Genomic DNA, 24,447 nt, shown 5'->3' with positions numbered 1-24,447 from the left:
GAGGACGAAAAACCTCTTGGAGCGAGGAAAAACAAGCCCCCCACCGGAGGGGGGGGACGGGGGACCGACCGGGGGCACCCACCACCCCACCCACACCCCCCCCCCCGCCGGGGCCAAACCCCGCCGAGGCGGGCGAAAAGGGGGTAGGGCGGGACTACGAACCGAAGACCGGGAGCACGGCCGCGGTCTTCGCGAGCGGTGCGCCATCCAGGTTGTCGGGCAGCGCGACACCGAGGTTGGTCAGCACGGTCGGGGTGATGTCGGCGATCGTGTAGCCGTTGTCGGTGGCGCCCGCGGCGTACCCGGCGCCGCGGGCGATCACGAACGTGGTCGCCTCCTCCGGGGTCTGGCCGCCGTGACCGCCGGTCGGCTTGTGGCCATGGTCGGCGGTGACGAGGATGGTCCACTGCTCGCCGGTGTCGGCGGCGCGCCTGTCGACGGCGTCGACGATCCTGCCGACCTCGGCGTCGACCCGGGTCAGGGCCTTCTGGTAGCCGGGCCCATCGGTGCCTGCGGCGTGTCCGGCGCCGTCGACCTGGTCGAGCTGGGTGAAGATGAAATCGGGGCCGGCGGAGGCGATCTGGTTCGCGACAGCGGTGGCGGTCGCTGTGTCGGTCGCGCCGACGCTGCCCGCGTTGGCGGTGGTGGTGACGACGTCGGCCGCGGGCGACCCGCTGCCCGCGATGGTCGCGATCCCGTCCCAGGTGGAGATCGACTGGGTGTGCAGTTCCGGGTTCGCGGTCTCGATCCGGGTGAAGGCGGTCGGGTACTGGTCGTACCGCGCCCCGGCGAACGAGTTGTCCTGCACGCCGTGCTTGTCGTTCCAGACGCCGGTGAGGATCGTCGACCAGGACGGCCCGGAGATGGTCGGGTGGCCCGCGATGGACGACTCACCGCTGGTGCCCTCCGCGATCAGTTGGTTCAGCCGGGGCGCGTCGGCGGCCTTGATCTGGTCGAGCATGGTTCCGTCGAGGCCGATGACGACGGTCTTGGTCGGTGTCGGTGCGCCCGAGGTGGATCCGAGGTCGACGATGGTGGTTCCGAGGCCCTGCGCGGCTGCCGGGCCCGCGAGGACGGCACCTGCCGCGACCGCGGCGAGAAGGGTGGTGGTGGTTGCTGCGATGTGCTTGTTCGTGGTCACGCACCCGATCCTGATTTAGGACTAGACCAATCGCAGGGCGAGGAGGCCTTCCCGCCGCGATGTTCATCGTCCCGTCGCCGAACGGCCCCCGATCTCCCCCTCCCGGTCACCGCGCCGACGACGGCGGGTCACCCAGATCCTCGACGGATCGGTCCGGCCGCAGCCCTCGCCACACCGGGTGCCGCAGCCTGCCGTCCGGCGTGACCTCAGAAAACCGCACCTCCGCAACCAGTTCCGGACGCAGCCAGTGCGCGGTCCGCGCCTCGGCGTCCGGAACACCCACCAGCGACGGGCGATCGGTCGCCAGCGCCGCCGTCCGGTCGGCGAGCTCGGACAGTGCCGCCGCGGTCAACCCGCTGCCGACCTTCCCGACGTACCGCGGCGCTGCGGGGTCACCCGCACCGAGGAGCAGCGACCCGATACCTCGCGCCCGTCCGCCCTCCCCTGCCTGCCAGCCCCCGATCACCACCTCGCAGCTGCGAAAGTGCTTGATCTTCAGCCAGTTCGGCGAGCGCCCCGGCCGGTACACCGAATCCCACCGCTTCGCGACCAACCCCTCCATGTGCCGCTCCGAGCTGGCCGCGAGGGCGTCGGTGAACCCCTCGGCGGCGAGATCCGGAATCCGCCAGGGCTCCCCGGCCGCGAACCGGATCGCGTCCAGGACGGTGCGCCGGTCCCGCAGCGGCTTCCCGGCGAGCACGGTGCCGTCGAGTTCGAGCACGTCGAACACCAGCAGGGCCACCGGGTTCGCCGCGGCGCCCGCCGCCGCGTCAGCGGCCCTGCTGCGTCCCATCCGCTGCTGCAGCCGCGCGAAACTCGGTGCGCCGTCCGTGCCGAACGCGACGATCTCGCCGTCGAGGACCCCGGCGTGCCCGCGTAGCGCGGCCGGAATCCGCACCAGCTCCGGGTAGCCGACGGTCAGATCGTGCCCGTTGCGGCTGACCAGGCGCACCGTTTCCGTGCCGGATGCGGCGTCCGAGTCGAAGTGCACCAGCGCGCGGATGCCGTCGAACTTGTACTCCAGCGCCCACACCGCAGGGTCGGCGCGGCCCGCGAAGTCGGCAGCGGTGGTCGCGGTCGCGAGCATCGGCGACCACGCCGGGGACGCGGCAGGGGCGGACCCCGGTCCCGGCAGCACCGCGGGCGCGATGCCCGACCGCACCCGCGCGAGCACCTCGGGGAACTCCAGCTGCGTCAGTCCCGGCGCCGCGAGCTCGTCCCACGTGCGCGGCGCCGCCGCATGCGGCCGGGCCGTCCCGCGCAGCGAGTACGGCGAGACGGTGGTCTTCGACGCCGAGTTCTGGCTCCAGTCCACGAACACCTTCCCGGTCCGGTGCGCCCGCGTCATCGTCGCGGTGACCGACTCCGGGGTCTGCCGCTCGAGTTCCACCGCGATCGCCTTCGCCACCTCGCTGCAGCGTCTCGACGTCCACCCCGAAGGGACCGCGGCATAGAGGTGAATCCCCTTGCTGCCGCTCGTCACCGGGAGGGCGTCGAGGCCGCGCGCCACCAGCGCTGCCCGCACCCGCAACGCGACCCGCGCGCACGCGTCGAGATCCACCCCGGGACCCGGATCGAGGTCGATCACCAGACGGTCCGGGTCGGCCGGGGTCCCGTCGTCCGCGAATCGCCACTGCGGCACGTGGAACTCGAGGGCCCCGGACTGCGCGAAGTAGACCAGCGCGGCCAGCTCGGTGACCTCCGGATAGTCCACCGTCTTCGAGCCCGCCGCGAGCGGGTGCCGCGGAATCCAGTCCGGCGTCGCGGTCTCCGCGTTCTTCTGGAAGAACGGCTCGGCCGCGGTGCCGTCGGGCCACCGCTTGCGGGTCAATGCCCGTCCGGTCAGCAGCGGCAGCAACACCGGGCCGATCTCGGTGACGTACTGCAGCACCTCGGCCTTGGTGGTGCCCGACTCCGGGTAGAGCACCTTGTCGAGATTGGTCAAGGTCAGACGCCTGTTCCCGACGCGAACCACCGCGTTGTGCGCCATCTGCCCCCGCCAACCGAGTCGACTTCACCTGGCCTGATCCCACAGTATGGACCATCATGGGATGATGCGGTCGATATGGAAAGGCTCCATCGCGTTCGGTCTCGTCAACGTGCCGGTGAAGGTCTACTCCGCCACCGAGGACCACGACATCAAGTTCCATCAGGTCCACGGCAGGGACGGCGGACGGATCCGCTACAACCGGGTCTGCTCCGAATGCGGCGAGGTGGTGCAGTACGCCGACATCGACCGGGCGTACCGGTCCGAGGACGGCGCGCAGGTGGTCCTCACCGACGAGGACTTCGACAAGCTCCCCGCCGCGGAGAAGCATGAAATTCCGGTGCTGCAGTTCGTGCCGTCGGAGCAGATCGACCCGATCCTGCTGGACAAGAGCTACTTCCTCGAACCCGACTCGGCCTCACCGAAGGCGTATCAGCTGCTGGCGTCGACGCTGGCCGAGAGCGACCGGACCGCGCTGGTGCACTTCACGCTGCGGCAGCGCACCCGGTTGGCCGCGCTGCGGGTCCGCGACGGCGTCCTGGTGATCCAGACGCTGCTGTGGCCGGACGAGGTCCGGGCCGCCGACTTCGAGAAGCTTGAGGGCGCGTCGACGCCGAGCGACAAGGAACTCGCGATGGCCACCATGCTGGTGGAGTCGATGTCGGAGGATTTCCGGCCGGAGTCGTACACCGACGACTACCAGCTGCAGCTGCAGAAGCTGCTGGATGAGACCATCGCCGCAGGCGGCGAGAAGGTGTCCGTTCCCGCTGGTGCGACGCGGGAGGCCGACGCGGAGGTCGTCGACCTCGTCGCCGCGCTGCAGCGCAGCGTGGACGAGGCGAGGAAGGAGCCTGGCAAACCCGCGTCGAAGCACAAGGCGAAGACCGGCTGACGGTACCGAATCAGACCTTCTAACGCGTCCCGATCCTCGCCGCCCCGCTGCTCATCCCCGGACCCTGGATCATCCGCATCGGCATGGTGCTGCTGCTGTTCCTGCCGTTCGTCTACTTCCTGTTCGCGCTCAAGCGGATCTACCTGCGCCACCGACTCGTCAGCCACGGCCTCGATCCCGAACTCCTCGACGCGCATCGGCAGCAGCGGCTCGACGCCGAACGCGACGACTACGAGTCCCGCTACCGCCGCACCCAGTAGGCCTCGGCGCCGAGCTGCCCTCACTCCGCGAACGGGCGTCCGGCCGCGAAGACGTGCCGCACAAAGTTCTCCCCGATCCGGCGATGGCCCTCCGGGTTGGGGTGCAGTGCGTCGGGCAACGGGTGCTCGACGAAGTCGTTGTCCCCATACAGGTCCCGGCCGTCCAGATAGTGCAGATTCGGGTCGTCGACGGCCCGCTGTTCGACGATCCGAGCCAGCTCATCGCGAATCACGCTGAGCGTCAGCCGACCCGCCGCAACGTCGGCGGGGTCGCCGGTGGCCTTGAACCGCATGCTGCCGGTCGAGAAGTCGGGCGCCAGCGGGCCGGGGGTGTCCTCCTGGATCGGGCACAGGATCGGCGACACGACCAGCAGCGGAATGTGCGGGTGCCCGTCGCGGACGGTGTCCAGGAAGCCGTGCACCGCCGGACCGAACGCGCGCAGCCGCATGGCGTCGGTGTTGACGATGTTGATGCCGATCTTGACGCTGATCAGGTCCGCGGGAGTGTCGCGCATGGCGCGGGCGGTGAACGGGTCGAGCAGCGCGCTACCGCCGAAGCCGAGGTTGATCAGTTCGACCCCGCCGCCGTGCCGAGCGGCGAGCGCAGACCAGATGCTGCTCGGGTGCGCGGCGTTGGACCCTTGACTGATAGAGCTGCCATGGTGGAGCCACACCCGCCGTCCGTCGGAGGTGATCGGTTCGATCGGGGCGTCCGTGCGCAGGCCGATCAACTCGGTGATCTCCGCGTGCGGCAACCAGATCTCGATGTGCTTGTCACCGGCGGGTAGGTCGGTGAACCGCGCGGTGCCAGCTGGCCCCTCCGCCAGTTCGGCTGCCCCGGTGCGCAGGTCGGTGATCGTGTGGACGTTGCCGCCGTCGACCGTCGCCTGCGCGGCGAGCTTGCCATCGGCGAGCAGGTCGTAGACCCCGTCCGGCAGCGCGGGCATGCCACGGTAGGCCCGCTTCGTGGGCAGGGAGTCCAGTTCAATGGTGGTGGCGCGGGTTCGGAATTCGAGCCGCACTCCGGACGGCTGCACCTCGGCCATGGCGAGCTGACTGTCGGGGATCTGCTTGCGCGCCGCCGCGGGCAATCGATGCGGCAGCACGCCGCGCCGGGTCGGTTCCAGGTCCAGGAAGCCGCGCAGCAGATCTGCGGTGATGGGTGTGGTCACCCACCTGGTGTCGGTCTTTGTCATTTCCTACTTCTCGCCTACTTCTCGGTGGCAGGGACTGCTCGGGTGCGCAGCAGGATGTCGAGCGAGTCGACGACCCACTCCCAGGACTGCTGCGAGTCGACGGCGGTGTGGCTGAACCCGCCGGCCAGCTCGAGGGTGACGTAGCCGTGGAAGACGCTGCCCAGCAGGCGAACCGCGTGGGTCTGACCGGGCTCGGTCAGGTCATAGCCCCGCAGGATCGCGCGCATCATCTGCGAGTGCCGCACTCCCGCGCTCGCCGCCGCCGTCTCGGGATCCAGGCGCAATCGGGCGGCGTCGAATCGGCCGGGATGCTCACGCGCGTAGTCGCGGTAGGCATCGGCGAACGCGGCGAGCGCGTCCTTGCCGGACCGGCCTGCCACGGCGTCGGCGGCACGGTCGGCGAGTTCCGCGAGGGCGAACAATGCGATCCGCGTTCTCAGGTCCTCGGTGCCCTTCACGTGCGAGTACAGGCTCGCGGACTTCACGCCGAAGTGCCGCGCGAGCGCCGACACGGTCACCTGCTCGAAGCCCACCTGGTCGGCGAGCTCGGCGCCCGCGAGGGTCAGCCGGTCAGGGGTCAACCCCACTCGAACCATCAGCACTCCCCAATCTGGCTAATGGCATTATGCAGCTAACTACATACTGTAGGCAAATGGAGGCGACGCCCGCTCATGCCCCGTCGCGGTCGAGCACAAACCAGAAGTGCTCCCCGCCGTCGAGCACGTTCTTGCCGTTCATCACCCCGAGCAGCGTGTCCTCGCCGACCCGTTTGAAGTGGTCGAACACCGGCATCCCGTCGTAGACCATCGTCGCGGTGACCTCGCCGCGGAACTCGACCATCCACAGGCTGGCCTCGCCGTTGCCGCCCGCGACGTCGGAGAACAGCTCATCGTTCTCGCCCCGGCAGATCAGCGGCTGCACGTCGACGCGGGAGCCAAACGTCTTGCCGTACCAGCGGGTGGTGTCCAGCAGCCTGCCGGTGCAGTGCCCGGTCCGGAAACCGCGGCCCCGCCAGCGCCCCGACAGCTCGTCGACCCCGACCACCGGCAGCTGCGCCCACAACCGGTCCAGGTCCCGCGGGTCGACGGACTCCGCTGCCAGAAGCTCCTCGGTCCGCTCGTGGTGGTTCATCGGGTTCCTTCCTGATCGGGGTTCGCGCCGAGGACGAGGACGGGTTTGACCACGGCGCCGGTCCGGGCGGCCTCCCAGGCGGCGTCGAGGTCGTCGAACGCGAACGGGGTGAGGATCCGGTCGAAGGGGAAGCGTCCCGAGCGCCACAGCGCGATCAGCTCGGGCACGAACTGCTGCGGGTCGGCGTCGCCCTCGATCACACCGGTGACGCTGCGCCCCATCAGCAGCGCGGACTGGTCCAGCGTCACCGGGTTGCGGTTGCCGCGCAGCCCGACGGTGGCGCAGCTGCCCGGCGAGCGCAGCACCGCCGTCGCGGCCGCGAGAACCTCCTGGGTGCTGACGGTGTCGACGCTGTGGTCGGCGCCGCCGCCGGTCGCCGTCCGCAGCAGCCGGAGCAGGTCCGCTTCGGCGCTGTCGACGGCGGCGGTCGCGCCGAGGCTCAGGGCCAGCTCGCGCCGGTCCGGGAGCGGGTCGACGACGACGATCGACGCGCACTCGGCGACGACGGCGGCGAGCACCGCGGCGAGCCCGACGGCTCCGGCGCCGAACACCACGATCGAGGCGCCGGGACGCGGGCGCAGCACCCGCAGCACCGCCCCCGCCCCGGTCTGGATACCGCACCCGAGCGGCCCGAGCAGTTCGATCGGGAGGTCACCGGACACCTGGACCGCGTCGGCGGCACGCACCACCGCGTGGCTGGCCATCGACGACTGGCCGAACCAGTTTCCGTGCAGCGCAGCACCGTTCATGTGCAGTGTGGTGGTGCCGTCGAGACGGCGGCCCGAATAGTTGCGGACCGCAAAGTGCCGACAGTAGGCGGGGTGCCCGTTGTGGCAGCTGCGGCAGTCCCGGCACGCCGAGTAGCTGAGCACCACCCGGTCGCCGGGCGCGAGGGTATCGACGCCGCTGCCCACCGCCTCGACCGTCCCGGCCCCCTCGTGACCGAGGACGGCGGGCAGCGGGATCGGGACTCCGCCCGCGGCCGCGGTCAGATCGGTGTGACAGATCCCCACCCCCGCGATCCGCACCAGCACCTCGTCCTCGCGCAGCGTGTCGATCTCGACGTCCCGGACCCGCACCGGCTCACCGATGCCGGTCAGCACCGCAGCACGCGCTCGTGTTCCCACCGCTCCCCCAGTTGCGTCGGTCCGGATCCGCCCGAACCCGGCAGCGAATCGCGACTCACATCCGGCGCGAGTGTAGGGCACCGCACCGGGTCTCGACGGGATTCCGCGATCGGCTGCCCCGGCGTCGAACGCGCGTTCCCTGTTCCGCGCGGACGTCCGGTGGGACGATCGAGATGCCCCCTCAGCCAATCCGGGCTGATCGAATCCGAACACGGGGTCTCATCATGGTCACCCACACAGCGCGCGCGCTTGCCGCGACCGCCCTGCTCGCGCCGACGGTCTTCCTCGTCGGCGCCGGGCCCGCCCAGGCGAGCAGCCACCTCACCACCACCGTCACCGCGGGACCCACCCGGGTGCTCGTCGCCACCGAACGATCGACGCCGGGAGGCACCTCCACCTGCAACGCCCACCTCGAGAGTGGGCCGGTCCAGCACTACCAGGTCACCCTCGACGCCCCCGGCTCGACGCTGTTCACGAACGTCACGCCGGGACCACACACCGTCACGTTCAACTGCGGCGGCGGGATGGGTCGGTCCCCGGTCACCGTCGAGGTGGCGGCGGCCGATCCGTTCGGCGACGCCATCAACGGGTTCCTCAAGCAGATCGGCCTCACGATGTTCATCACCGACCCGACCTGCTGCTGACCGCCAACGCGGAACGGGAGCCCATACCGTGCCGTCCGGCGCGGTGTGGGCTCCCGTTCGTGTCGGGCGCGGATCTCTAGACGGTGAACCCGAGCGCGCGCAGCTGCTCGCGCCCGTCCTCGGTGATCTTGTCCGGACCCCACGGCGGCATCCAGACCCAGTTGATCTTCAGCTCGTCGACCAGGCCGCTCTTGACCAGCGCCCCGCGCGCCTGCTCCTCGATCACATCGGTCAGCGGGCACGCCGCCGACGTCAGGGTCATGTCGATCGTCGCGACGGTCTCCGCCGCCTCGTCGACCGAGATGCCGTACACGAGTCCGAGGTCGACGACGTTGATCCCGAGCTCGGGGTCGACGACGTCCCGCATCGCCTCCTCGAGGTCGTCGACGAACGCCTGCTGCTCGGGGGTGAGCGGCGCCGCGGGCTGCCCGGCCTCGTCGGGGGTGGCTGCCGAGTCCGGCGTCTCCGCCGCAGTGGTGTCGGTCATGATGCGATTCCTCCGGTCCCTGCCGGCACCGTCGTGCCGTCGTCGACTATCTGAACAACGGCGTCCTTGAACGCCATCCATCCCAGCAGCGCGCACTTGACCCGCGCCGGGTACTTCGCGACCCCGGCGAAGGCGATGCCGTCACCGAGCACGTCCTCGTCGCCGTCGACGGTGCCCCGGCTGGTGATCATCTCGTTGAACGCCTCGACGGTGCCCAGCGCCTCGTCGAGCGGCATCCCGACGATCTGGTCGAACAGCACCGACGTCGACGCCTGGCTGATCGAACAGCCCTGCCCGTCGTAGGACACGTCGCCGACCCGGCCGTCGTCGGTGATCGCGACCCGCAGCGTGATCTCGTCGCCGCAGGTCGGGTTCACGTGATGCACCTCGGCACCGAACGGTTCCCGCAGCCCGCGGCCGTGCGGATGCTTGTAGTGGTCCAGGATCACCTCCTGGTACATCTGTTCCATCCGCATCTCAGGACGCCCCGTCGATCGTGTCGTCGGAGCCGCCCGTGCTCGGGTGCGTCCCGAAGAACTCCTGGGCCCGCCGGATCGCGGCCGCCAGCGCATGCACCTCGTCGACGGTGTTGTACACCGCGAACGAGGCCCGCGCGGTCGCCGCGATGCCGAACCGGCGGTGCAGCGGCCACGCGCAGTGATGCCCGACCCGGATCGCGACGCCCTCGTCGTCGAGGATCTGCCCGAGGTCGTGGGCGTGGATCCCGTCGACCACGAACGACACCGCGCCACCCCGGTTTTCGGCGGTGGCCGGTCCGACGATCCGCACCCCGTCGATGCCTCCGAGCAGCTCAAGGGCCAGCGCGGTCAGCTCGTGCTCGTGCGCGGCGACGGCGTCCATCCCGATCGCCTCCAGGTACCGCACCGCAGCGCCGAGCCCGACGACCTGGGAGGTCATCGGCACGCCCGCCTCGAACCGCTGCGGCGGCGGCGCGTAGGTGCTCGCCTCCATCGTGACCGTCTCGATCATCGAGCCACCGGTGATGAACGGCGGCATCGCCGCGAGCAGGTCCCGCTTGCCGTACAGCACGCCGACACCGGACGGGCCGAGCATCTTGTGCCCGGAGAACGCCGCGAAGTCGACGTCGAGGCCGTGGAAGTCGACCGGCATGTGCGGCACCGACTGGCAGGCGTCGAGCACGACCAGCGCGCCGACCGCCCGTGCCCGCCGCACCAGCTCCTCGACCGGGGCGACCGCGCCGGTGACGTTGGACTGGTGGGTGAACGCGACGACCTTCACGTTCTCGTTCAGCTCGAGCGAGTCCAGGTCGATGCGGCCCTCGTCGGTGACGCCGTACCAGCGCAGGGTCGCACCGGTGCGGCGCGCCAGTTCCTGCCACGGCACCAGGTTCGCGTGGTGCTCGAGCTCGGTGATCACGATCTCGTCGCCCGGCCCGACGTGCCGGTCGCACCGGTCGTCGCCGAGCACATACGTCACCACGTTGAGCGCCTCGGTCGCGTTCTTCGTGAACGCCAGCTCGTCGGGGTCGGCGCCGACGAACCGGGCAATCGCGGCGCGGGCCTCCTCGTACGCGTCGGTCGCCTCCTCGGCGAGCTGATGGGCGCCGCGGTGCACGGCCGCGTTGGAGGTGGTGAGGAACTCGCGTTCGGCGTCGAGCACCTGCACCGGCCGCTGCGATGTCGCGCCGGAGTCGAGATAGACCAGCGGCTTCCCGTCCCGGACCGTGCGGGCCAGGATCGGGAAGTCCTTGCGGATGCTCGTGACGTCGAGCGCGGCCGCGGTGGTGGTCATGAAGTTAGGCTCCCGCGGCCGCGGCCTGCGTGAACCGCACGTAGCCGTTCGCCTCGAGTTCGTCGGCGAGCTCGGGTCCACCGGACTCCACCACCTGGCCGCCGACGAACACGTGCACGAACTGCGGCGTGATGTAGCGCAGGATGCGGGTGTAGTGGGTGATCAGCAGGACGCCGCCGTGCTCGCGTTCCTGGTAGCGGTTGACCCCCTCGGAGACGATGCGCAGCGCGTCGACGTCGAGGCCGGAGTCGGTCTCGTCGAGGATCGCGATCTTCGGCTGCAGCAGACCGAGCTGCAGGATCTCGTGGCGCTTCTTCTCGCCACCGGAGAAGCCCTCGTTGACGGACCGCTCACCGAACGCCGGATCGATCTCCAGCTCGGTCATCGCCTCCTTGACCTCCTTCACCCAGTGCCGCAGCTTGGGTGCCTCACCGCGGACGGCGGTGGCGGCGGTGCGCAGGAAGTTCGACGTCGACACGCCCGGCACCTCGACCGGGTACTGCATCGCCAGGAACAGGCCAGCGCGGGCGCGCTCGTCGACGCTCATCTCCAGCACGTCCTCCCCGTTGAGGGTGATGCTGCCGGAGGTGACCTCGTACTTCGGGTGGCCCGCGATCGCGTAGGACAGCGTGGACTTGCCGGACCCGTTGGGGCCCATGATCGCGTGCGTCTCACCGGAGCGGACGGTGAGGTTCACGCCCTTGAGGATGGTGATCGGCTCGGCGTTCTCGTCGGTCTGCGCGACGCGGACGTGCAGGTCCTTGATCTCCAGCACGGAGTTTTCGGGGGTCGTCATGTGATGAAGTCCTTTGGGAATGTGGTGTGTCGAGGGCGGTGACGGGCGTCCGGTCTCAGACGCCGACCGCGGCGAGTTCGACCTCGATGGCGGCCTCGAGACGCTCACGCACCTCGGGGACCGCGATGCGGTTGATGACCTCGTGGAAGAACCCGCGGACCACCAGGCGGCGGGCCTGATCCTCCGGGATGCCCCGCGAGCGCAGGTAGAACAGCTGCTCGTCGTCGAAGCGGCCGGTGGCGCTGGCGTGGCCTGCACCGACGATCTCGCCGGTCTCGATCTCGAGATTCGGCACCGAGTCGGCGCGGGCGCCGTCGGTGAGCACCAGGTTGCGGTTCATCTCATAGGTGTCGGTGCCCTCGGCCGCCGCGCGGATCAGGACGTCGCCGACCCACACGGTGTGCGCGTCCCTGCTGTGCGCGCCGCCCGCCTCGCCCTGCAGCGCGCCCTTGTAGACGACGTTCGACTTGCAGTGCGGCTGCGCGTGATCGACGAGCAGCCGGTGCTCGAAGAACTGGCCCGCGTCCGCGAAGTACAGGCCGAGCAGTTCCGCGTCGCCGCCGGGGCCGTCGTAGCGGACGGTCGGGGTGACCCGGACGACGTCGCCGCCGAGGGTGACCGCCGTGTAGCGCAGCGTCGCGTCCCGTCCGACCCGGATGTGGTGGGCCGCGGTGTGCACGGTGTCGTCGGCCCAGTCCTGGACGGCGACGACGGTCAGCTTGGCGCTGTCCCCGAGGACGAACTCGACGTTCTCGGCGTAGGTGCCGCTGCCCTTCTGGTCGAGCACGATCGTCGCGGCGGAGAACGCCTCGAGCCGGATCTGGATGTGCCCGAACGCGACCTGGCCGGCGCCGGGGCCGGTGACCACGACGGTGACCGGCTCGGCGACCTCACGTTCGGCGCCGACGGTCACCACCGTCGCGGTCTCGAAGCTCGAGTAGGCCTGCGCGGCAACACGATCCGCGGGAACACCACCCTGCCCGAGGCGGGAGTCATCGCGACCGACGGTCTCGACGGTGACACCGTCCGCTGCCGACACCTCGACGGTGGCATCGGCGGAGCGGACCGCGGTGCCGTCGTGCAGGCCGCGCAGCCTGCGCAGCGGGGTGAACCGCCACGCCTCGTCACGGCCGGCGGGCACCTCGAACGCGTTCACGTCGAACGAGGTGAAGACCTCGCCCTTATTTGCGGCAGGCACGGCATTCTCACCGGCGACGGCGGCCTTCACGCCGGTCGCCTCACTTGCGTTGGCCACTAACCCACGGCCCCTTCCATCTGCAGTTCGATCAGGCGGTTGAGCTCGAGGGCGTATTCCATCGGCAGCTCCTTGGCGATGGGCTCAACGAAGCCGCGCACCACCATCGCCATTGCCTCTTCCTCGGTGAGGCCACGGCTCATCAGGTAGAACAGCTGGTCCGCGGACACCTTCGAGACGGTGGCCTCGTGACCCATCGAGACGTCATCCTCGCGGATGTCGACGTACGGGTAGGTGTCCGAGCGGGAGATCTGGTCGACGAGCAGCGCGTCGCACTGCACGCTCGCCTTCGATCCGTGCGCGCCCTTGTTCATCTGGACGAGGCCGCGGTACGAGGACCGGCCGCCGCCACGGGCAACGGACTTGCTCACGATGGTCGAGGAGGTGTGCGGCGCCAGGTGCAGCATCTTCGCGCCGGTGTCCTGATGCTGGCCCTCGCCCGCGAACGCGACCGACAGGACCTCGCCGCGGGCGTGCTCGCCCATCATCCACACGGCCGGGTACTTCATCGTCACCTTGGAGCCGATGTTGCCGTCGATCCACTCCATCGAGCCGCCCGCGTCCACCTTGGTGCGCTTGGTCACCAGGTTGTACACGTTGTTCGACCAGTTCTGGATCGTCGTGTAGCGGCAGTGGCCGCCCTTCTTCACGATGATCTCCACGACCGCCGAGTGCAGCGAGTCGGACTTGTAGATCGGCGCGGTGCAGCCCTCGACGTAGTGCACGGAGGCGCCCTCGTCGACGATGATCAGGGTCCGCTCGAACTGGCCCATGTTCTCGGTGTTGATCCGGAAGTAGGCCTGCAGCGGGATGTCGACGTGCACGCCGGGCGGCACGTAGATGAACGACCCGCCGGACCACACGGCCGTGTTCAGCGCGGAGAACTTGTTGTCCCCGGCGGGGATCACCGAGCCGAAGTACTCCTTGAAGATCTCCGGGTGCTGCTTGAGCCCGGTGTCGGTGTCCAGGAAGATCACGCCCTGGGCCTCAAGGTCCTCACGGATCTGGTGGTAGACCACCTCGGACTCGTATTGCGCGGCGACACCGGCGACCAGCCGCTGCTTCTCCGCCTCCGGGATGCCCAGCTTGTCGTAGGTGTTCTTGATGTCCTCGGGCAGGTCTTCCCAGGACTCGGCCTGCTTCTCCGTGGACCGCACGAAGTACTTGATGTTGTCGAAGTCGATGCCCTCGAGGTTGGAGCCCCAGTGCGGCATCGGCTTCTTGTCGAAGGTCTTGAGCGCCTTGAGGCGGATGTCGAGCATCCACTCCGGCTCGTTCTTCTTCGCGGAGATGTCCCGCACGACGGCCTCGGACAGGCCACGCTGGGCGCTGGCGCCTGCGACGTCGGAGTCGGACCAGCCGTAGCCGTAGTGGCCGAGCGAGGCAATGGTCTCGTCCTGCGTCATGGCCTGCGAACCACCGGCCGCCTGGTCTTGGGTGACGGTCATGCGAGCTCCTTCCGGAGTCTTGTTGCGTTGGTACTTCTCGGATCCGCGGTGCGGGCTGAGCGCCCACGGAGATGACGGTGTCGGGGTGAGGTGCTGGAGGTCAGGTCAGGTCGCTTCCTGGTGCTGCGCCCCCGGCGGAACCAGCGGCACGTGGGTGGTGCAGGCACAGTCGCCGTTCGCGATCGTCGCGAGCCGCTGAACGTGGGTGCCGAGCAGTTCGGCGAAGGCCTGGGTCTCCGCCTCGCACAGTTCGGGAAACTCGGACGCCACGTGGGACACCGGGCAGTGATGCTGACAGATCTGCACGCCGTTGCCGACCGGGCGGGTGGTTGCCGCGAAGCCGGCGGACGTGAACGCCTCGGCGATCGAGCCTGCCGTCTGCTCCACCTCGACGGGGTCGTGCCCGCCAGCGGGGTCGATGTCGGCGACGATCGTCTGCACGCGGCGGCGGGCGAACTCGACGATCGCGGTGTCGCCGCCGATCTCCCTGAGCTGGCGCATCGCGGCGCCCGCCAGGTCGTCGTAGGAGTGTCCGAGCCGGGACCGGCCCGCCGCGGTGAGCTGAAACTGCTTGGCGGGGCGGCCGCGCCCCTTCTGCTGCCAGCTGGCGGACCGCGTTGCGCGGGCCTCCCCCGCGTCGATCAACACCTCAAGGTGACGCCGCACGCCCGCCGCACTCAACCCGAGTTCGGCACCGATCTCGGTCGCGGTGATCGGCCCCCGCTCCAGAAGGAGGGTGACGACGGCGGCCCGGGTGTGACCCTCATGACCCGCCACCGTGGCCGGCGACTGCCCCGGACGCGGCGCAGCTACAGGCACGTGACCTGCGCTTTCACCGTACGCGTTGGGGGTTGCTGCCGTTTTCACAACACCAGTGTGACGGAATTCGATCCGACGGTCCACCAAGGGTGCCCTGGGTAGGGCCGCTACGCTTCGACGTGTGCCGCAGACCGACGACACACCGGAGCCCGGTGACAGCGTGACGACCGGACCCCGGACAGGTCGGGTCGGTCGCGTGCTGTCCCGGTCGAGGACGCTGGCCGTCCGGGCGCTCGGACTCGACGGCCGCCCGGACCGGTTCGTGGTCAGCAGCCTGCACGGCGACGAGGCGGAGGCGCCGGGGCTGAACGCGACCGAGACCGAGCAGCTGCGCCGCGTGCGGCGCTTCGGCGCCACCGGCGCCCTGCTCATGACCCTCGGCGCCCTCGGCGCGGGGGCCCAACCGGTCCTGCAGAATCCCGTTCAGGGGATGCGGCTCCTCGGACTGCCCGCGCGGATGCCGAGCGTCGCGATGACGATCACGCTGACCGGCAGCGTGATGGTGGTGCTGGCCTGGCTGCTGCTCGGCCGCTTCGCGATCGGCTCGCTGCGCGCCGGGTCACCGGTGCGGCGGCTGACCCGCTCCCAACTCGACCGCACCCTGCTGCTGTGGGTGATTCCGCTCACCATCGCGCCGCCGATGTTCAGCAAGGACGTGTACTCGTACCTCGCGCAGTCCGAGATCGCGGCCCGCGGCATGGACCCGTACGCGATCGGCCCCGCGCAGGCCCTCGGGGTGGATCACGTCCTCGCCCGGACCGTCCCGAACATCTGGCGGGACACCCCCGCGCCGTACGGACCGCTGTTCATCTGGCTCGGCAAGGGCATCTCGACGATCACCGGGGACAACATCGTCGCGGGCATCTTCCTGCACCGACTGCTCGCATTGGCCGGTGTCGCGCTGATCGTGTGGGCGCTACCCAGGCTGGCCCGCCGGTGCGGGGTCGCCGCGGTCAGCGCGTTGTGGCTCGGCGCCGCGAATCCCCTGCTGCTGTTCCACCTGGTGGCGGGCATCCACAACGAGGCCCTGATGATCGGGCTGATGCTCGCCGGGCTCGAGCTCGCGCTGCGGGCCATCGAACAGTCCGCCCCGCTCCGGTTCGGGGGCGGCGGCGGCCTCGGGCTGCTGCTCGCCGGCTCCGGACTGATCGCGCTGTCCGCGACCGTGAAGATCCCGACGCTGCTCGCCCTCGGCTTCGTCGGGATGGCGCTGGCCCGGCGGTGGGGCGGGTCGCTGCGGTCCGTTGGCTCGGCGGCGGCGCTGCTGCTCGGGGTGTCGGTGACGGTGATCGCGGGCGTCAGCCTGGTCAGCGGGCTCGGCTTCGGGTGGCTCAACCCGGACACCCTCGGCACCGCGAACGAGGTGCGCAGCTGGATGTCGCTGCCGACGCTGCTCGGTCTCGGCACCGGCCTTGCGGGAGTCCTGCTCGGTCTCGGTGACCACACCACCGCCGTCCTCGGCCTCACCCGTCCGATCGCCTCGCTGGTCGCCGCGTTCATCGCGCTGCGGATGCTGATCGCCGTCCTGGTCGGCCGGATCCACCCGGTCGGCGCACTCGGCGTCTCGCTCGGCTTCCTGGTGCTGCTGTTCCCCGTCGTCCAGCCCTGGTACCTGCTGTGGGCGGTGATCCCGCTCGCCGCGTGGGCGACCCGGCCGGTGTTCCGGATCCCGGCCATCGCCTTCTCGTCCGTGGTGAGCCTGATCGTGATGCCGAACGGCGGCGAGTACGAACCGTTCATCATCGTGCAGGCGGCGATCGCGACGATCCTCGTGTGCGGCTCCGTCATCGTCGCCACCCGCAACCTGCTGCCGTGGCGGGCGGAGTCCGGCGACGGACGCCCATCGGCCGCCGCCTACGCTGGGGTCCCGTGAGTTCTTCCGCGTCCGCACCGCCCGTGCTCCAACTCGATGCCGTCGTCAAGACGTTCGGCGAGACCACCGCGGTCGACGGGCTCGACCTGTCCCTCGACCGCGGCCAGGTCCTTGCCCTGCTCGGACCGAACGGCGCGGGGAAGACCACCACCGTCGAGATGTGCGAGGGCTTCCAGCGGCCCGACAGCGGCACCGTCCGCGTCTTCGGGCTCGACCCGGTCACCGCGTCCGGGGAGGTGCGCGCCCGGATCGGGGTGATGCTGCAGGGCGGCGGCGCCTATCCCGGGTCCAAGGCGGGCGAGATGCTCGATCTCGTCGCCGCGTACTCGGCGGATCCGCTCGACCCGGCGTGGCTGCTGCGCGAACTCGGTCTCACCGACGCGGTCCGCACCCCGTACCGGCGCCTGTCGGGCGGGCAGCAGCAGCGGTTGGCGCTCGCGTGCGCCCTGGTCGGCCGCCCCGAGCTGGTATTCCTCGACGAGCCGACCGCTGGCCTCGACGCGCAGGCCCGGCTGATGGTGTGGGAGCTGATCGACGCGCTGCGGCGGGACGGGGTGTCGGTGCTGCTGACCACCCACCTGATGGACGAGGCGGAGGCCCTCGCCGATCGCCTCGTGATCATCGACCACGGCCGGGTCGTCGCCGAGGGTACCCCCAGCGAACTGACCCGGCACGGGGCGGCGGGCCAACTCCGGTTCACCGCCCCCGAGCACCTCGACCTGAACGCGCTGGCGGCGGCGCTGCCCGCGGGCTTCACCCCGAGCGAGCCGAGCCCAGGCAGCTACGTCGTCGAGGGCGACATCGACCCGTCCGTGCTCGTCGCGGTCACCACCTGGTGTGCGGGGCTGAACGTGCTCGCGACCGAGATCCGCATCGACCAGCGCCGCCTCGAGGACGTCTTCCTCGACCTCACCGGAAGGGAGCTTCGGGGTTGACCATGTCCCGCACCGACCGCCTCGCCGACAACCGGTTCGAGCCCGGCATCTTCGCACCGCGCCCGCAGGCCGCGCCGCCCGCGCGGATGCTGGCGGCGCAGACCCGGCTGGAACTGACGCTGCTGCTGCGCAACGGCGAGCAGCTGCTGCTGACCATGTTCATTCCGATCACGCTGCTGATCGGCCTGACCCTGCTGCCGTTCGGTGACCTCGGCGATCCCCGCGTCAACCGGGTGATGCCCGCGGTGATGATGGTCGCGGTCATGTCGACCGCGTTCACCGGTCAGGCCATCGCGGTCGGGTTCGACCGACGCTACGGGGCGTTGAAGCGGCTCGGCGCGACACCGCTGCCCCGCTGGGGGATCATCGCGGGCAAGTCGGCGGCCGTGGTGATCGTCGTCGCGATCCAGATGCTCGTGCTCGGCGGGATCGGGTTCGCCCTCGGCTGGCGACCGGGCGTGGTCGGTCTGCTGTGCGGTGCGGTCGTGATCGCACTCGGCACCGCGATGTTCGCCGCGCTGGGGCTGCTGCTCGGCGGGACGCTGAAGGCGGAGATCGTGCTCGCGCTCGCGAACGTGCTGTGGTTCGTGATGGCAGGCATCGGTGCGGTCGTGTTCGGCGGCGACGGTATCCCCGACGCGCTGCACACCCTGGCGCGGCTGGTGCCGTCGGGTGCGCTCGCGGAGGCCCTCGACCACGCGGTCGCCGGGTCGGTGGACTGGTTCGCGATCGCCGTGGTCGTGGTGTGGGGGGCGGTCGCGGCGTGGCTCGCGACCCGCTGGTTCAAGTTCACCTGACCCCGGATCGGGGTGGCGCTGCGACGTTTCGACCCATTCCGGATCGCAATTGTGCAAGATCAGTGTCCGTGCTCACCGCAACGTTGCGCGCCATCGCCGCGCTGTCCGCCGCCACCCTGTCCGTCTCGCTCGGCGCGGGCGCCGCAGCCGCGCAGCCGACCTGGGGGCCGCTGGCCCCGCACAACCCATTCCTCGGACCCCCGGGGACCTCGACGATGCATAGCGACGCAGGCTCCTCCGACGTCACCCCGCTCGCCGGTCCGGGCACCGGGAACCTGACGGTCGGGGCCACCTCGCTCGCCTCGGCCTGCCCGACGCTGTTGCAGGGATCCGACTCGATGGTCCTCGCGCTATGCACCACGATGGTCGGCCGGAACCCGACGGTGCACCTGATCGACACCGACGCGTCCGGGTCCGCGGGCGGGCTTGGGTCGACCGACCTCGGCTCGATCGCGTCCGCCTCGACGGGTGGCCGGGCCGCGGGCGCGTCGCTGGCCGAGCTGCAACTGCCGAAGGGCAGCCTGCTCGGCGGCGTCTACGCGTACCTGGACAACGAGAACCGCCTCGTCGCGGTCGACGGCACCCGGCGGCTGGTCCGGATCGGGCACGCCGCCTCGGGCGGCAGGTGGACCCTGTCCGTCGACGAATCGGTCGACCTGTCCGGCGCGATCGCCGCCGACGACGCCGTGACCGGCCTCTCCCCGGACTGGGCAGGCAACGTGTGGTTCGCGACCGGCGCCGGGCGGGTCGGCGTGGTCGACGCCGCCGGGGTGGCCCGGACGGTGGACCTGCCCGCCGGGGAACGCGTCGAGAACAGCATTTCCACCTCGCCGTCCGGCACCTCCGTCGCCACCACGCACGCGCTCTATCAGCTGTCGGCCGGTCCCGACGGCACCCCCCGCATCGACTGGCGCACGGCCTACGACCGGGGCAGTGCCCGCAAGCCCGGCCAACTCAGTTGGGGTACCGGCTCCACCCCCACCTATTTCGGTCCGGCCACCGGGCACGAGTACGTGACGATCGTCGACAACGCCGACACCCGGGTCTCGCTGCTCGTGTACCGCGTCTCCGACGGCGCGCAGGTGTGCTCCACCCCGGTCCTGGCCGACGGCGGTCCGGGCAGCGAGAACTCACCGATCGCGGTCGGGTCGAGCGTGTTCGTCGCGGGCACCTACGGCTACCCGTACCCGGCCGTCCCGGAGAGCGCGGGGCCGTCGGTGCCGGGGTCCGCGCCGTTCGCGGGCGGCATGACCCGGGTCGACGTCGGCGCGGCGGGCTGCACGGTCGTCTGGGACACCGACGTCAAGAGTGCCGCGGTCCCGCACCTGTCCGCCGCCGACGGGAACATCTACACGGTGCTGCGCTCGGGCACCGGCGGCGCGCTGGACGGGTTCACGTTCGCGGCGATCGACCCGGCGAACGGCGCGGTCCGGGCCACCACGGACCTGCCGCGCAGCACGCTCGGCGACACGATCCAGATGTCCGGCCTGATCACCGACGACGGGGACTACCTGCAGGGCACCCTCAACGGTGTCGTGCGGGTGGCGCGCGGCTGAGCCGGACCGGTGGCACGGCGGCGAACCGGACCGACGACACGGCGGCAAGCCGGACCGACGACACGGCGGCGAGCCGCCCCAACGACACGGCGTAGTTGACCGGGCTCTACGATCGACCCCGTGCTGTATCGCGGGTTCGTGAGCCTGGTCAACCGTCTGCCCCTGCCGTCGCTTGCCGTTCAGAAGTGGATCGCGTTCGCGGTGATCGTCGCCCAGGGCGGCATCGCGGTCACCGGCTCCGTGGTGCGGGTGACGGCGTCCGGCCTCGGCTGCACCACCTGGCCGCAGTGCCATCCGGGCAGCTTCATCCCGACCGGTACCTCCACCGCGCCGTGGTTCCATCAGGCCGTCGAGTTCGGTAACCGGCTGCTGACGTTCGTCGTCGTTGCCGTGTCCGCGGCGGTGGTCATCGCGGTCACCCGCGCCGCCCGTCGCCGTGAGGTCCTCGTCTACGCCTGGCTGATGCCGGCGTCGACGGTGCTGCAGGCGGTGATCGGCGGCATCACCGTGCTGACCGGGCTGCTGTGGTGGACCGTCGCGATTCACCTGCTGGTGTCGATGGCGATGGTGTGGCTGGCGGTGATCCTGTACCACAAGATCGATCAGCCCGACGACGGTGTCGACACGGTGGTGCTGCCGAGGCAGTTGCGCTGGCTGACGGCGCTGTCCGGGGTCGCGTTGGCGGCCACCCTGGTTGCGGGCACGATGGTGACCGGTGCCGGGCCGCATGCCGGGGACAAGAATCCGGAACGGACCGTGGAGCGGCTCGACCTGGACATCACGAATCTGGTGCATCTGCATGCCGAGATGTTGGTCGCCTACCTGGCGCTGCTGGTCGGCCTCGGGTTCGCGCTGTACGCGGTCGCTGCGCGGGACGCGCTGAAGCTGCGCCTGAAGGTGGTGGTCGCGCTGGTCGCGCTGCAGGCGTGCATTGGGCTGGTCCAGTTCTGGACGCATGTGCCCGCCGCGCTGGTGTCGATCCATGTCGCGTTGGCCGGTGCCTGCACCGCCGCCACCGCGGCGCTGTACGCGGCGGGTCGGGTGCGGGAACCGGTGCGTGCGGGTGTCGGGGCGGCGACGGCGGGAGCGGTCGCGGACTGATCGGGTCCCACCGAATACGATCTGCGCAGCGTCACCTCCGATCATCCATCCGAAGGAGCCGGCATGCGTCTGCGCGACACCCCCACCGTCGAGGTCACCGAACGCCTCACCTGTAGCCCGGAGCGGGCCTGGGCCCTGGTCACCGACATCGAGTTGCCGACCCGCACCGACGGCGAACTGCAGCGGGTCGAGTGGCTGGACGGCGCGACCGGGGTCGCGGTGGGCGCCCGGTTCCGTGGGCACAACGCCAACACCGTGATGGGCGAGTGGCAGACCGAGTCGGAGGTCGTCGAGGTCGAGAACGGCAGGCGCTGGGTCTGGCGGGTCGGGGCGGCGGAGTCCCCGATCGCGCTCTGGGGTTTCGAGGTCGACGGCGGCGACAGCGGTGCCGTCGTCCGGCAGTGGGCGAAGGTCGGTACCGGCGCGTCCCCGCTGTCGGAGTTCATCGACCGGCATCCGGAGCAGGAGGCCGTGATCCTGGAGCATCGGATGTCGGTGTGGCGCGACGGCATGGCCGCCAACCTGGCCGCACTCACCCGGCTCGCCGACCGGTAGCTGTCCGGAACGCGACGGGCCGGCTCACCGCTGTCGGTGAGCCGGCCCGTCGTGTCGTGGTTCAGCCGAGGCCGTTGCGGGCCTTCGGGAATCGGGTCTGCTTCGCGACCCAGCCTGCCATCTTCTGCCAGTGCCCGACCCGCGGGGTGACGATGCTGGTCACCGAGCGCTCCCAACCGGAGGCGGTGACGCCGTCGACGCCCGCGACGACGGCCTTCGCGGTCGCGAGGTCGTCGACGACCTGGTCGCCGAGGACGCCGTCGGCGCCGACGAGGGTGATCCGCACCCCGTCGAGGCCGATCGGCTGGACGACGGCGGTCGCGGAACCACCGTGCTCGGCGACGAACTTGCGTACCGCGGTGACCGTGCGGGCCGGCGCGACGACGGACGGCGCTGCCGCGCCGGAATCCTGGGTGTCCACACTCATGCGCTCAGGATACGACAGGGCAGAATCGGGTTCATGCGCGCAATCACCGTCGCCGAGTTCGGCGGACCCGACGTCCTGACCCTGACCGACCAGCCCGACCCGGTTCCCGGCGCCGATGACGTCCTGGTCCGCACCGACGCGGTCGGCGTGAACTTCATCGACACCTACCGCCGCACCGGCGCCTATCCGATGAGCCTGCCGTACATCGCGGGCAGCGAGGGCACCGGTGTCGTCGAGGCGGTCGGCGCGAACGTCACCGATCTCGCGGCCGGGGACCGGGTGGCGTGGGCGGACGCGCCGTCGAGCTACGCCGAACTCGTCGTCGTACCCGCCGCGGCCGCGGTGCCGGTGCCTGCCGACGTTCCGGCCGGGCAGGCCGCGTCGGCGCTGCTGCAGGGGATGACCGCCCACTACCTGCTGCACTCGGTGTATCCGGCGCAGCCGGGCGAGACGATTCTGGTGCACGCGGGCGCCGGCGGGGTCGGGCAGATCCTGACGCAGCTCGCGGTCGCGCGTGGCATCCGGGTGATCACGACGGTATCGACGGGCGAGAAGGAGGCGCTGTCCCGGGAGTGCGGGGCGGCCGAGGTCCTGCGGTACGGCACCGACCTGGCCGAGCGGGTGCGGTCACTGACGGGCGGTGACGGGGTCGCTGCGGTGTACGACGGGGTCGGGGCCGACACCTTCGAGGCGAGCCTGGCGTCGCTGCGGGTCCGCGGCACCCTCGCGCTGTTCGGTGCGGCGAGCGGCCCGGTGCCGCCGTTCGACCTGCAGCGCCTGAACGCGGCAGGCTCGCTGTTCGTGACCCGCCCGACACTGGCGCACTACACCCGAACCAGGGAGGAGTTGCTGTGGCGGTCCGGTGACGTGTTCGCGGCGATCGCCGACGGCACGCTGACCATCCGGGTCGGCGGGACATATCGGCTCGCCGACGCCGCGCAGGCGCACCGGGATCTGCAGTCCCGCCGGACGACCGGGTCGATCGTCCTGCTTCCCTGACCGCGGGCGCGGGCGGTGCGGGGTCAGGAGAAGAACGTGGCGACGGTGTCCCAGCCGAGGACGGCATCGACGGACAACGCGCAGAACACGACCGCGAGGTAGTTGTTCGACTGCAGGAACAGGCGCAGCGGCTTGATCGGCTGCCCCTTCCGCACCCCCGAGTACAGCTGGTGCGCCATGAGCAGGAACCAGGCGCCTGCGACGAGCGCGACGGCGGCGTAGATGACGCCGGCGGCCGGAACGAGCACCAGGGTGGTCAGGACGGTCAACCAGGTGTAGACGAGGATCTGCTTGGTGACGCGCTCCTCGGTGGCGATCACCGGCAGCATCGGCACCCCGGCCGCCTTGTAGTCCTCCTTGTACCGCATTGCCAGCGCCCAGGTGTGCGGCGGCGTCCAGAAGAAGACGACGAGGAACAGGACGATCGGTTCCCAGCTCAGGCTGCCGGTGACGGCGGCCCAGCCGACCAGCGCGGGCATGCAGCCGGCGGCACCGCCCCAGATCACGTTCTGCCAGGTCCGCCGCTTGAGCACCATCGTGTAGACCAGCACGTAGAACGCGATGGTCAGCAGCACGAGGATGCCGGCGAGCAGGTTCGCCGCCCACCACAGCCAGCAGAACGACGCGGCGCCGAGCACCAGGCCGAACACCAGCGCGTGCGAGGTGGGGACCGCCATCCGGGCCAGCGGCCTGCGCGCGGTGCGCTTCATCACCTTGTCGATGTCGGCGTCGACGACACAGTTGAGGGTGTTGGCGCTGGCGGCGCCCATCCAGCCACCGAACAGGGTGGCGAGGATCAGCGGGAAGTCGACGGTGCCGCGATCCGCGAGGAGCATCGCCGGGATCGTCGCCACCAGAAGAAGTTCGATGACCCGTGGCTTGGTCAGCGCCAGGTAGGCGAGAACCTTCCCGGTGATCCGACCCCAGAGGGAGTCCGACCCGTTCCGGGGGGTGGCATCGGGGGCACCAGCGAGACCGTGTCCGCCACGCTCCACTATCCGCACCGTCACTCCTACTTCTCGGGCCCCGACGAGGGCCCGGTATCACGGTTCGCCCCACTGGCCTGGCGCCGTGCGACATCCGCTCCGGTGGTCCACGGTGCAGGGGCAGCCGCGGACGCGGCGCCACGGCCGGGGACCCGAGCACTACTACACCCGATGGTAGACGGCGGCGCGAACAGATCCGAACCGGGCACGGGTCGAACGACCCGAATCGGACGCCGCGGCGGCCAGCAGGCCCGCGACCACC

General features: G+C 70.6%; 25 protein-coding genes. 10 read left to right on the top strand and 15 right to left on the bottom strand.

Features of this window, described 5'->3' with window-relative positions:
- Nucleotides 1–154: 154 nt before the first annotated feature.
- Nucleotides 155–1,141, bottom strand: a complete 987-nt coding sequence (locus ACFWQG_RS04375) for an alkaline phosphatase family protein (RefSeq protein WP_378506356.1) — start codon at nucleotides 1,139–1,141, stop codon at nucleotides 155–157.
- A gap of 106 nt (nucleotides 1,142–1,247) precedes the next feature.
- The gene (gene ligD, locus ACFWQG_RS04370) at nucleotides 1,248–3,086 is read right to left on the bottom strand and encodes a non-homologous end-joining DNA ligase (protein WP_378506355.1); all 1,839 of its coding nucleotides are present in this window, start codon (nucleotides 3,084–3,086) and stop codon (nucleotides 1,248–1,250) included.
- A 109-nt stretch (nucleotides 3,087–3,195) separates the two neighbouring features.
- Between ligD and ACFWQG_RS04365 the strand changes: the two genes are divergently transcribed.
- Together ACFWQG_RS04365 and ACFWQG_RS04360 are read left to right on the top strand one after the other, a co-directional pair.
- Nucleotides 3,196–4,020 (top strand): Ku protein, encoded by an 825-nt coding sequence (locus ACFWQG_RS04365; protein WP_378506407.1) that lies wholly within the window; start codon nucleotides 3,196–3,198, stop codon nucleotides 4,018–4,020.
- Nucleotides 4,021–4,052: 32 nt separating this feature from the next.
- Nucleotides 4,053–4,280 carry a DUF5313 family protein gene (locus ACFWQG_RS04360; protein ID WP_378506406.1) on the top strand — a complete coding sequence of 76 codons (228 nt, stop codon included), beginning with the start codon at nucleotides 4,053–4,055 and terminating at the stop codon, nucleotides 4,278–4,280.
- A gap of 20 nt (nucleotides 4,281–4,300) precedes the next feature.
- On the opposite strand, the gene ACFWQG_RS04355 is transcribed toward ACFWQG_RS04360, so the two are convergent.
- The 4 genes from ACFWQG_RS04355 to ACFWQG_RS04340 all read right to left on the bottom strand — a co-directional run bounded on the left by ACFWQG_RS04355 (nucleotide 4,301) and on the right by ACFWQG_RS04340 (nucleotide 7,734).
- Entirely contained in the window at nucleotides 4,301–5,476 is a 1,176-nt protein-coding gene (locus ACFWQG_RS04355) for a GDSL-type esterase/lipase family protein (RefSeq protein WP_378506354.1), read from the bottom strand.
- 14 nt (nucleotides 5,477–5,490) lie between these two features.
- Nucleotides 5,491–6,072 (bottom strand): TetR/AcrR family transcriptional regulator, encoded by a 582-nt coding sequence (locus ACFWQG_RS04350; protein WP_378506353.1) that lies wholly within the window; start codon nucleotides 6,070–6,072, stop codon nucleotides 5,491–5,493.
- 73 nt (nucleotides 6,073–6,145) lie between these two features.
- Nucleotides 6,146–6,607 carry a DUF4334 domain-containing protein gene (locus tag ACFWQG_RS04345; RefSeq protein WP_378506352.1) on the bottom strand — a complete coding sequence of 154 codons (462 nt, stop codon included), beginning with the start codon at nucleotides 6,605–6,607 and terminating at the stop codon, nucleotides 6,146–6,148.
- The gene (locus ACFWQG_RS04340) at nucleotides 6,604–7,734 is read right to left on the bottom strand and encodes an NAD(P)-dependent alcohol dehydrogenase (protein ID WP_378506351.1); all 1,131 of its coding nucleotides are present in this window, start codon (nucleotides 7,732–7,734) and stop codon (nucleotides 6,604–6,606) included. Before ACFWQG_RS04340 ends, ACFWQG_RS04345 begins: the two co-directional genes overlap by 4 nt.
- Before the next feature lie 224 nt (nucleotides 7,735–7,958).
- Between ACFWQG_RS04340 and ACFWQG_RS04335 the strand changes: the two genes are divergently transcribed.
- Entirely contained in the window at nucleotides 7,959–8,378 is a 420-nt protein-coding gene (locus ACFWQG_RS04335; RefSeq protein ID WP_378506350.1) for a hypothetical protein, read from the top strand.
- 76 nt (nucleotides 8,379–8,454) lie between these two features.
- Here the strand turns inward: ACFWQG_RS04335 and ACFWQG_RS04330 are convergent, their stop codons facing one another.
- The 7 genes from ACFWQG_RS04330 to ACFWQG_RS04300 form a co-directional block, all read right to left on the bottom strand.
- Nucleotides 8,455–8,865 (bottom strand): metal-sulfur cluster assembly factor, encoded by a 411-nt coding sequence (locus tag ACFWQG_RS04330; protein ID WP_378506349.1) that lies wholly within the window; start codon nucleotides 8,863–8,865, stop codon nucleotides 8,455–8,457.
- Nucleotides 8,862–9,341, bottom strand: a complete 480-nt coding sequence (sufU, locus tag ACFWQG_RS04325) for a Fe-S cluster assembly sulfur transfer protein SufU (RefSeq protein WP_378506348.1) — start codon at nucleotides 9,339–9,341, stop codon at nucleotides 8,862–8,864. Before sufU ends, ACFWQG_RS04330 begins: the two co-directional genes overlap by 4 nt.
- Nucleotide 9,342: 1 nt before the next feature.
- Nucleotides 9,343–10,638, bottom strand: a complete 1,296-nt coding sequence (locus ACFWQG_RS04320; protein WP_378506347.1) for a cysteine desulfurase — start codon at nucleotides 10,636–10,638, stop codon at nucleotides 9,343–9,345.
- Between the two features lie 4 nt (nucleotides 10,639–10,642).
- The gene (sufC, locus tag ACFWQG_RS04315; RefSeq protein ID WP_378506346.1) at nucleotides 10,643–11,434 is read right to left on the bottom strand and encodes a Fe-S cluster assembly ATPase SufC; all 792 of its coding nucleotides are present in this window, start codon (nucleotides 11,432–11,434) and stop codon (nucleotides 10,643–10,645) included.
- 55 nt (nucleotides 11,435–11,489) lie between these two features.
- Nucleotides 11,490–12,689 (bottom strand): Fe-S cluster assembly protein SufD, encoded by a 1,200-nt coding sequence (gene sufD, locus ACFWQG_RS04310; protein WP_378506345.1) that lies wholly within the window; start codon nucleotides 12,687–12,689, stop codon nucleotides 11,490–11,492.
- Nucleotides 12,689–14,137 (bottom strand): Fe-S cluster assembly protein SufB, encoded by a 1,449-nt coding sequence (gene sufB, locus ACFWQG_RS04305; RefSeq protein WP_378506344.1) that lies wholly within the window; start codon nucleotides 14,135–14,137, stop codon nucleotides 12,689–12,691. Before sufB ends, sufD begins: the two co-directional genes overlap by 1 nt.
- Nucleotides 14,138–14,242: 105 nt before the next feature.
- Nucleotides 14,243–15,040 carry a helix-turn-helix transcriptional regulator gene (locus ACFWQG_RS04300; RefSeq protein ID WP_378506343.1) on the bottom strand — a complete coding sequence of 266 codons (798 nt, stop codon included), beginning with the start codon at nucleotides 15,038–15,040 and terminating at the stop codon, nucleotides 14,243–14,245.
- A 37-nt stretch (nucleotides 15,041–15,077) separates the two neighbouring features.
- Here ACFWQG_RS04300 and mptB point away from each other — a divergent pair, with 37 nt between their 5' ends.
- From mptB to ACFWQG_RS04270, 6 genes are all read left to right on the top strand, one after another.
- Nucleotides 15,078–16,829, top strand: a complete 1,752-nt coding sequence (mptB, locus tag ACFWQG_RS04295; RefSeq protein ID WP_378506342.1) for a polyprenol phosphomannose-dependent alpha 1,6 mannosyltransferase MptB — start codon at nucleotides 15,078–15,080, stop codon at nucleotides 16,827–16,829.
- Nucleotides 16,826–17,764 (top strand): ABC transporter ATP-binding protein, encoded by a 939-nt coding sequence (locus ACFWQG_RS04290; RefSeq protein ID WP_378506341.1) that lies wholly within the window; start codon nucleotides 16,826–16,828, stop codon nucleotides 17,762–17,764. Before mptB ends, ACFWQG_RS04290 begins: the two co-directional genes overlap by 4 nt.
- A 2-nt stretch (nucleotides 17,765–17,766) precedes the next feature.
- Nucleotides 17,767–18,561, top strand: a complete 795-nt coding sequence (locus ACFWQG_RS04285; protein ID WP_378506340.1) for an ABC transporter permease — start codon at nucleotides 17,767–17,769, stop codon at nucleotides 18,559–18,561.
- A gap of 68 nt (nucleotides 18,562–18,629) precedes the next feature.
- Entirely contained in the window at nucleotides 18,630–20,117 is a 1,488-nt protein-coding gene (locus ACFWQG_RS04280; protein ID WP_378506339.1) for a hypothetical protein, read from the top strand.
- A gap of 120 nt (nucleotides 20,118–20,237) precedes the next feature.
- A complete protein-coding gene (locus ACFWQG_RS04275) occupies nucleotides 20,238–21,218 on the top strand; it encodes a heme A synthase (protein ID WP_378506338.1) in 981 nt (326 codons plus the stop codon).
- A gap of 63 nt (nucleotides 21,219–21,281) precedes the next feature.
- The gene (locus tag ACFWQG_RS04270; RefSeq protein WP_378506337.1) at nucleotides 21,282–21,773 is read left to right on the top strand and encodes an SRPBCC family protein; all 492 of its coding nucleotides are present in this window, start codon (nucleotides 21,282–21,284) and stop codon (nucleotides 21,771–21,773) included.
- 61 nt (nucleotides 21,774–21,834) lie between these two features.
- Here the strand turns inward: ACFWQG_RS04270 and ACFWQG_RS04265 are convergent, their stop codons facing one another.
- On the bottom strand, nucleotides 21,835–22,200 hold the full coding sequence (locus tag ACFWQG_RS04265; RefSeq protein WP_378506336.1) for a hypothetical protein: 366 nt from the start codon (nucleotides 22,198–22,200) through the stop codon (nucleotides 21,835–21,837).
- 33 nt (nucleotides 22,201–22,233) lie between these two features.
- Between ACFWQG_RS04265 and ACFWQG_RS04260 the strand changes: the two genes are divergently transcribed.
- Entirely contained in the window at nucleotides 22,234–23,199 is a 966-nt protein-coding gene (locus tag ACFWQG_RS04260) for a quinone oxidoreductase family protein (RefSeq protein WP_378506335.1), read from the top strand.
- A 23-nt stretch (nucleotides 23,200–23,222) separates the two neighbouring features.
- On the opposite strand, the gene ACFWQG_RS04255 is transcribed toward ACFWQG_RS04260, so the two are convergent.
- Nucleotides 23,223–24,203 carry a heme o synthase gene (locus tag ACFWQG_RS04255; protein WP_378506334.1) on the bottom strand — a complete coding sequence of 327 codons (981 nt, stop codon included), beginning with the start codon at nucleotides 24,201–24,203 and terminating at the stop codon, nucleotides 23,223–23,225.
- Between the last annotated feature and the right edge of the window lie 244 nt (nucleotides 24,204–24,447).

This window comes from Rhodococcus sp. NPDC058532 (assembly GCF_042719255.1).
Taxonomy (GTDB): domain Bacteria; phylum Actinomycetota; class Actinomycetes; order Mycobacteriales; family Mycobacteriaceae; genus Rhodococcus_G.
The sequence above is the reverse complement of the archived record's forward strand: the minus strand, read 5'-3'. Positions and strand labels throughout refer to the sequence as shown.

Excerpts from the sequence above, each read along its gene's own strand:
- ACFWQG_RS04365 (WP_378506407.1), top strand. The coding sequence starts at position 3,196 with ATGCGGTCGATATGGAAAGGCTCCATCGCGTTCGGTCTCGTCAACGTG.
- ACFWQG_RS04355 (WP_378506354.1), bottom strand. The coding sequence starts at position 5,476 with ATGACAAAGACCGACACCAGGTGGGTGACCACACCCATCACCGCAGAT.
- ACFWQG_RS04350 (WP_378506353.1), bottom strand. The coding sequence starts at position 6,072 with ATGGTTCGAGTGGGGTTGACCCCTGACCGGCTGACCCTCGCGGGCGCC.
- ACFWQG_RS04345 (WP_378506352.1), bottom strand. The coding sequence starts at position 6,607 with ATGAACCACCACGAGCGGACCGAGGAGCTTCTGGCAGCGGAGTCCGTC.
- ACFWQG_RS04335 (WP_378506350.1), top strand. The coding sequence starts at position 7,959 with ATGGTCACCCACACAGCGCGCGCGCTTGCCGCGACCGCCCTGCTCGCG.
- ACFWQG_RS04330 (WP_378506349.1), bottom strand. The coding sequence starts at position 8,865 with ATGACCGACACCACTGCGGCGGAGACGCCGGACTCGGCAGCCACCCCC.
- sufU (WP_378506348.1), bottom strand. The coding sequence starts at position 9,341 with ATGCGGATGGAACAGATGTACCAGGAGGTGATCCTGGACCACTACAAG.
- ACFWQG_RS04320 (WP_378506347.1), bottom strand. The coding sequence starts at position 10,638 with ATGACCACCACCGCGGCCGCGCTCGACGTCACGAGCATCCGCAAGGAC.
- sufC (WP_378506346.1), bottom strand. The coding sequence starts at position 11,434 with ATGACGACCCCCGAAAACTCCGTGCTGGAGATCAAGGACCTGCACGTC.
- sufB (WP_378506344.1), bottom strand. The coding sequence starts at position 14,137 with ATGACCGTCACCCAAGACCAGGCGGCCGGTGGTTCGCAGGCCATGACG.
- ACFWQG_RS04285 (WP_378506340.1), top strand. The coding sequence starts at position 17,767 with ATGTCCCGCACCGACCGCCTCGCCGACAACCGGTTCGAGCCCGGCATC.
- ACFWQG_RS04270 (WP_378506337.1), top strand. The coding sequence starts at position 21,282 with ATGCGTCTGCGCGACACCCCCACCGTCGAGGTCACCGAACGCCTCACC.
- ACFWQG_RS04265 (WP_378506336.1), bottom strand. The coding sequence starts at position 22,200 with ATGAGTGTGGACACCCAGGATTCCGGCGCGGCAGCGCCGTCCGTCGTC.
- ACFWQG_RS04260 (WP_378506335.1), top strand. The coding sequence starts at position 22,234 with ATGCGCGCAATCACCGTCGCCGAGTTCGGCGGACCCGACGTCCTGACC.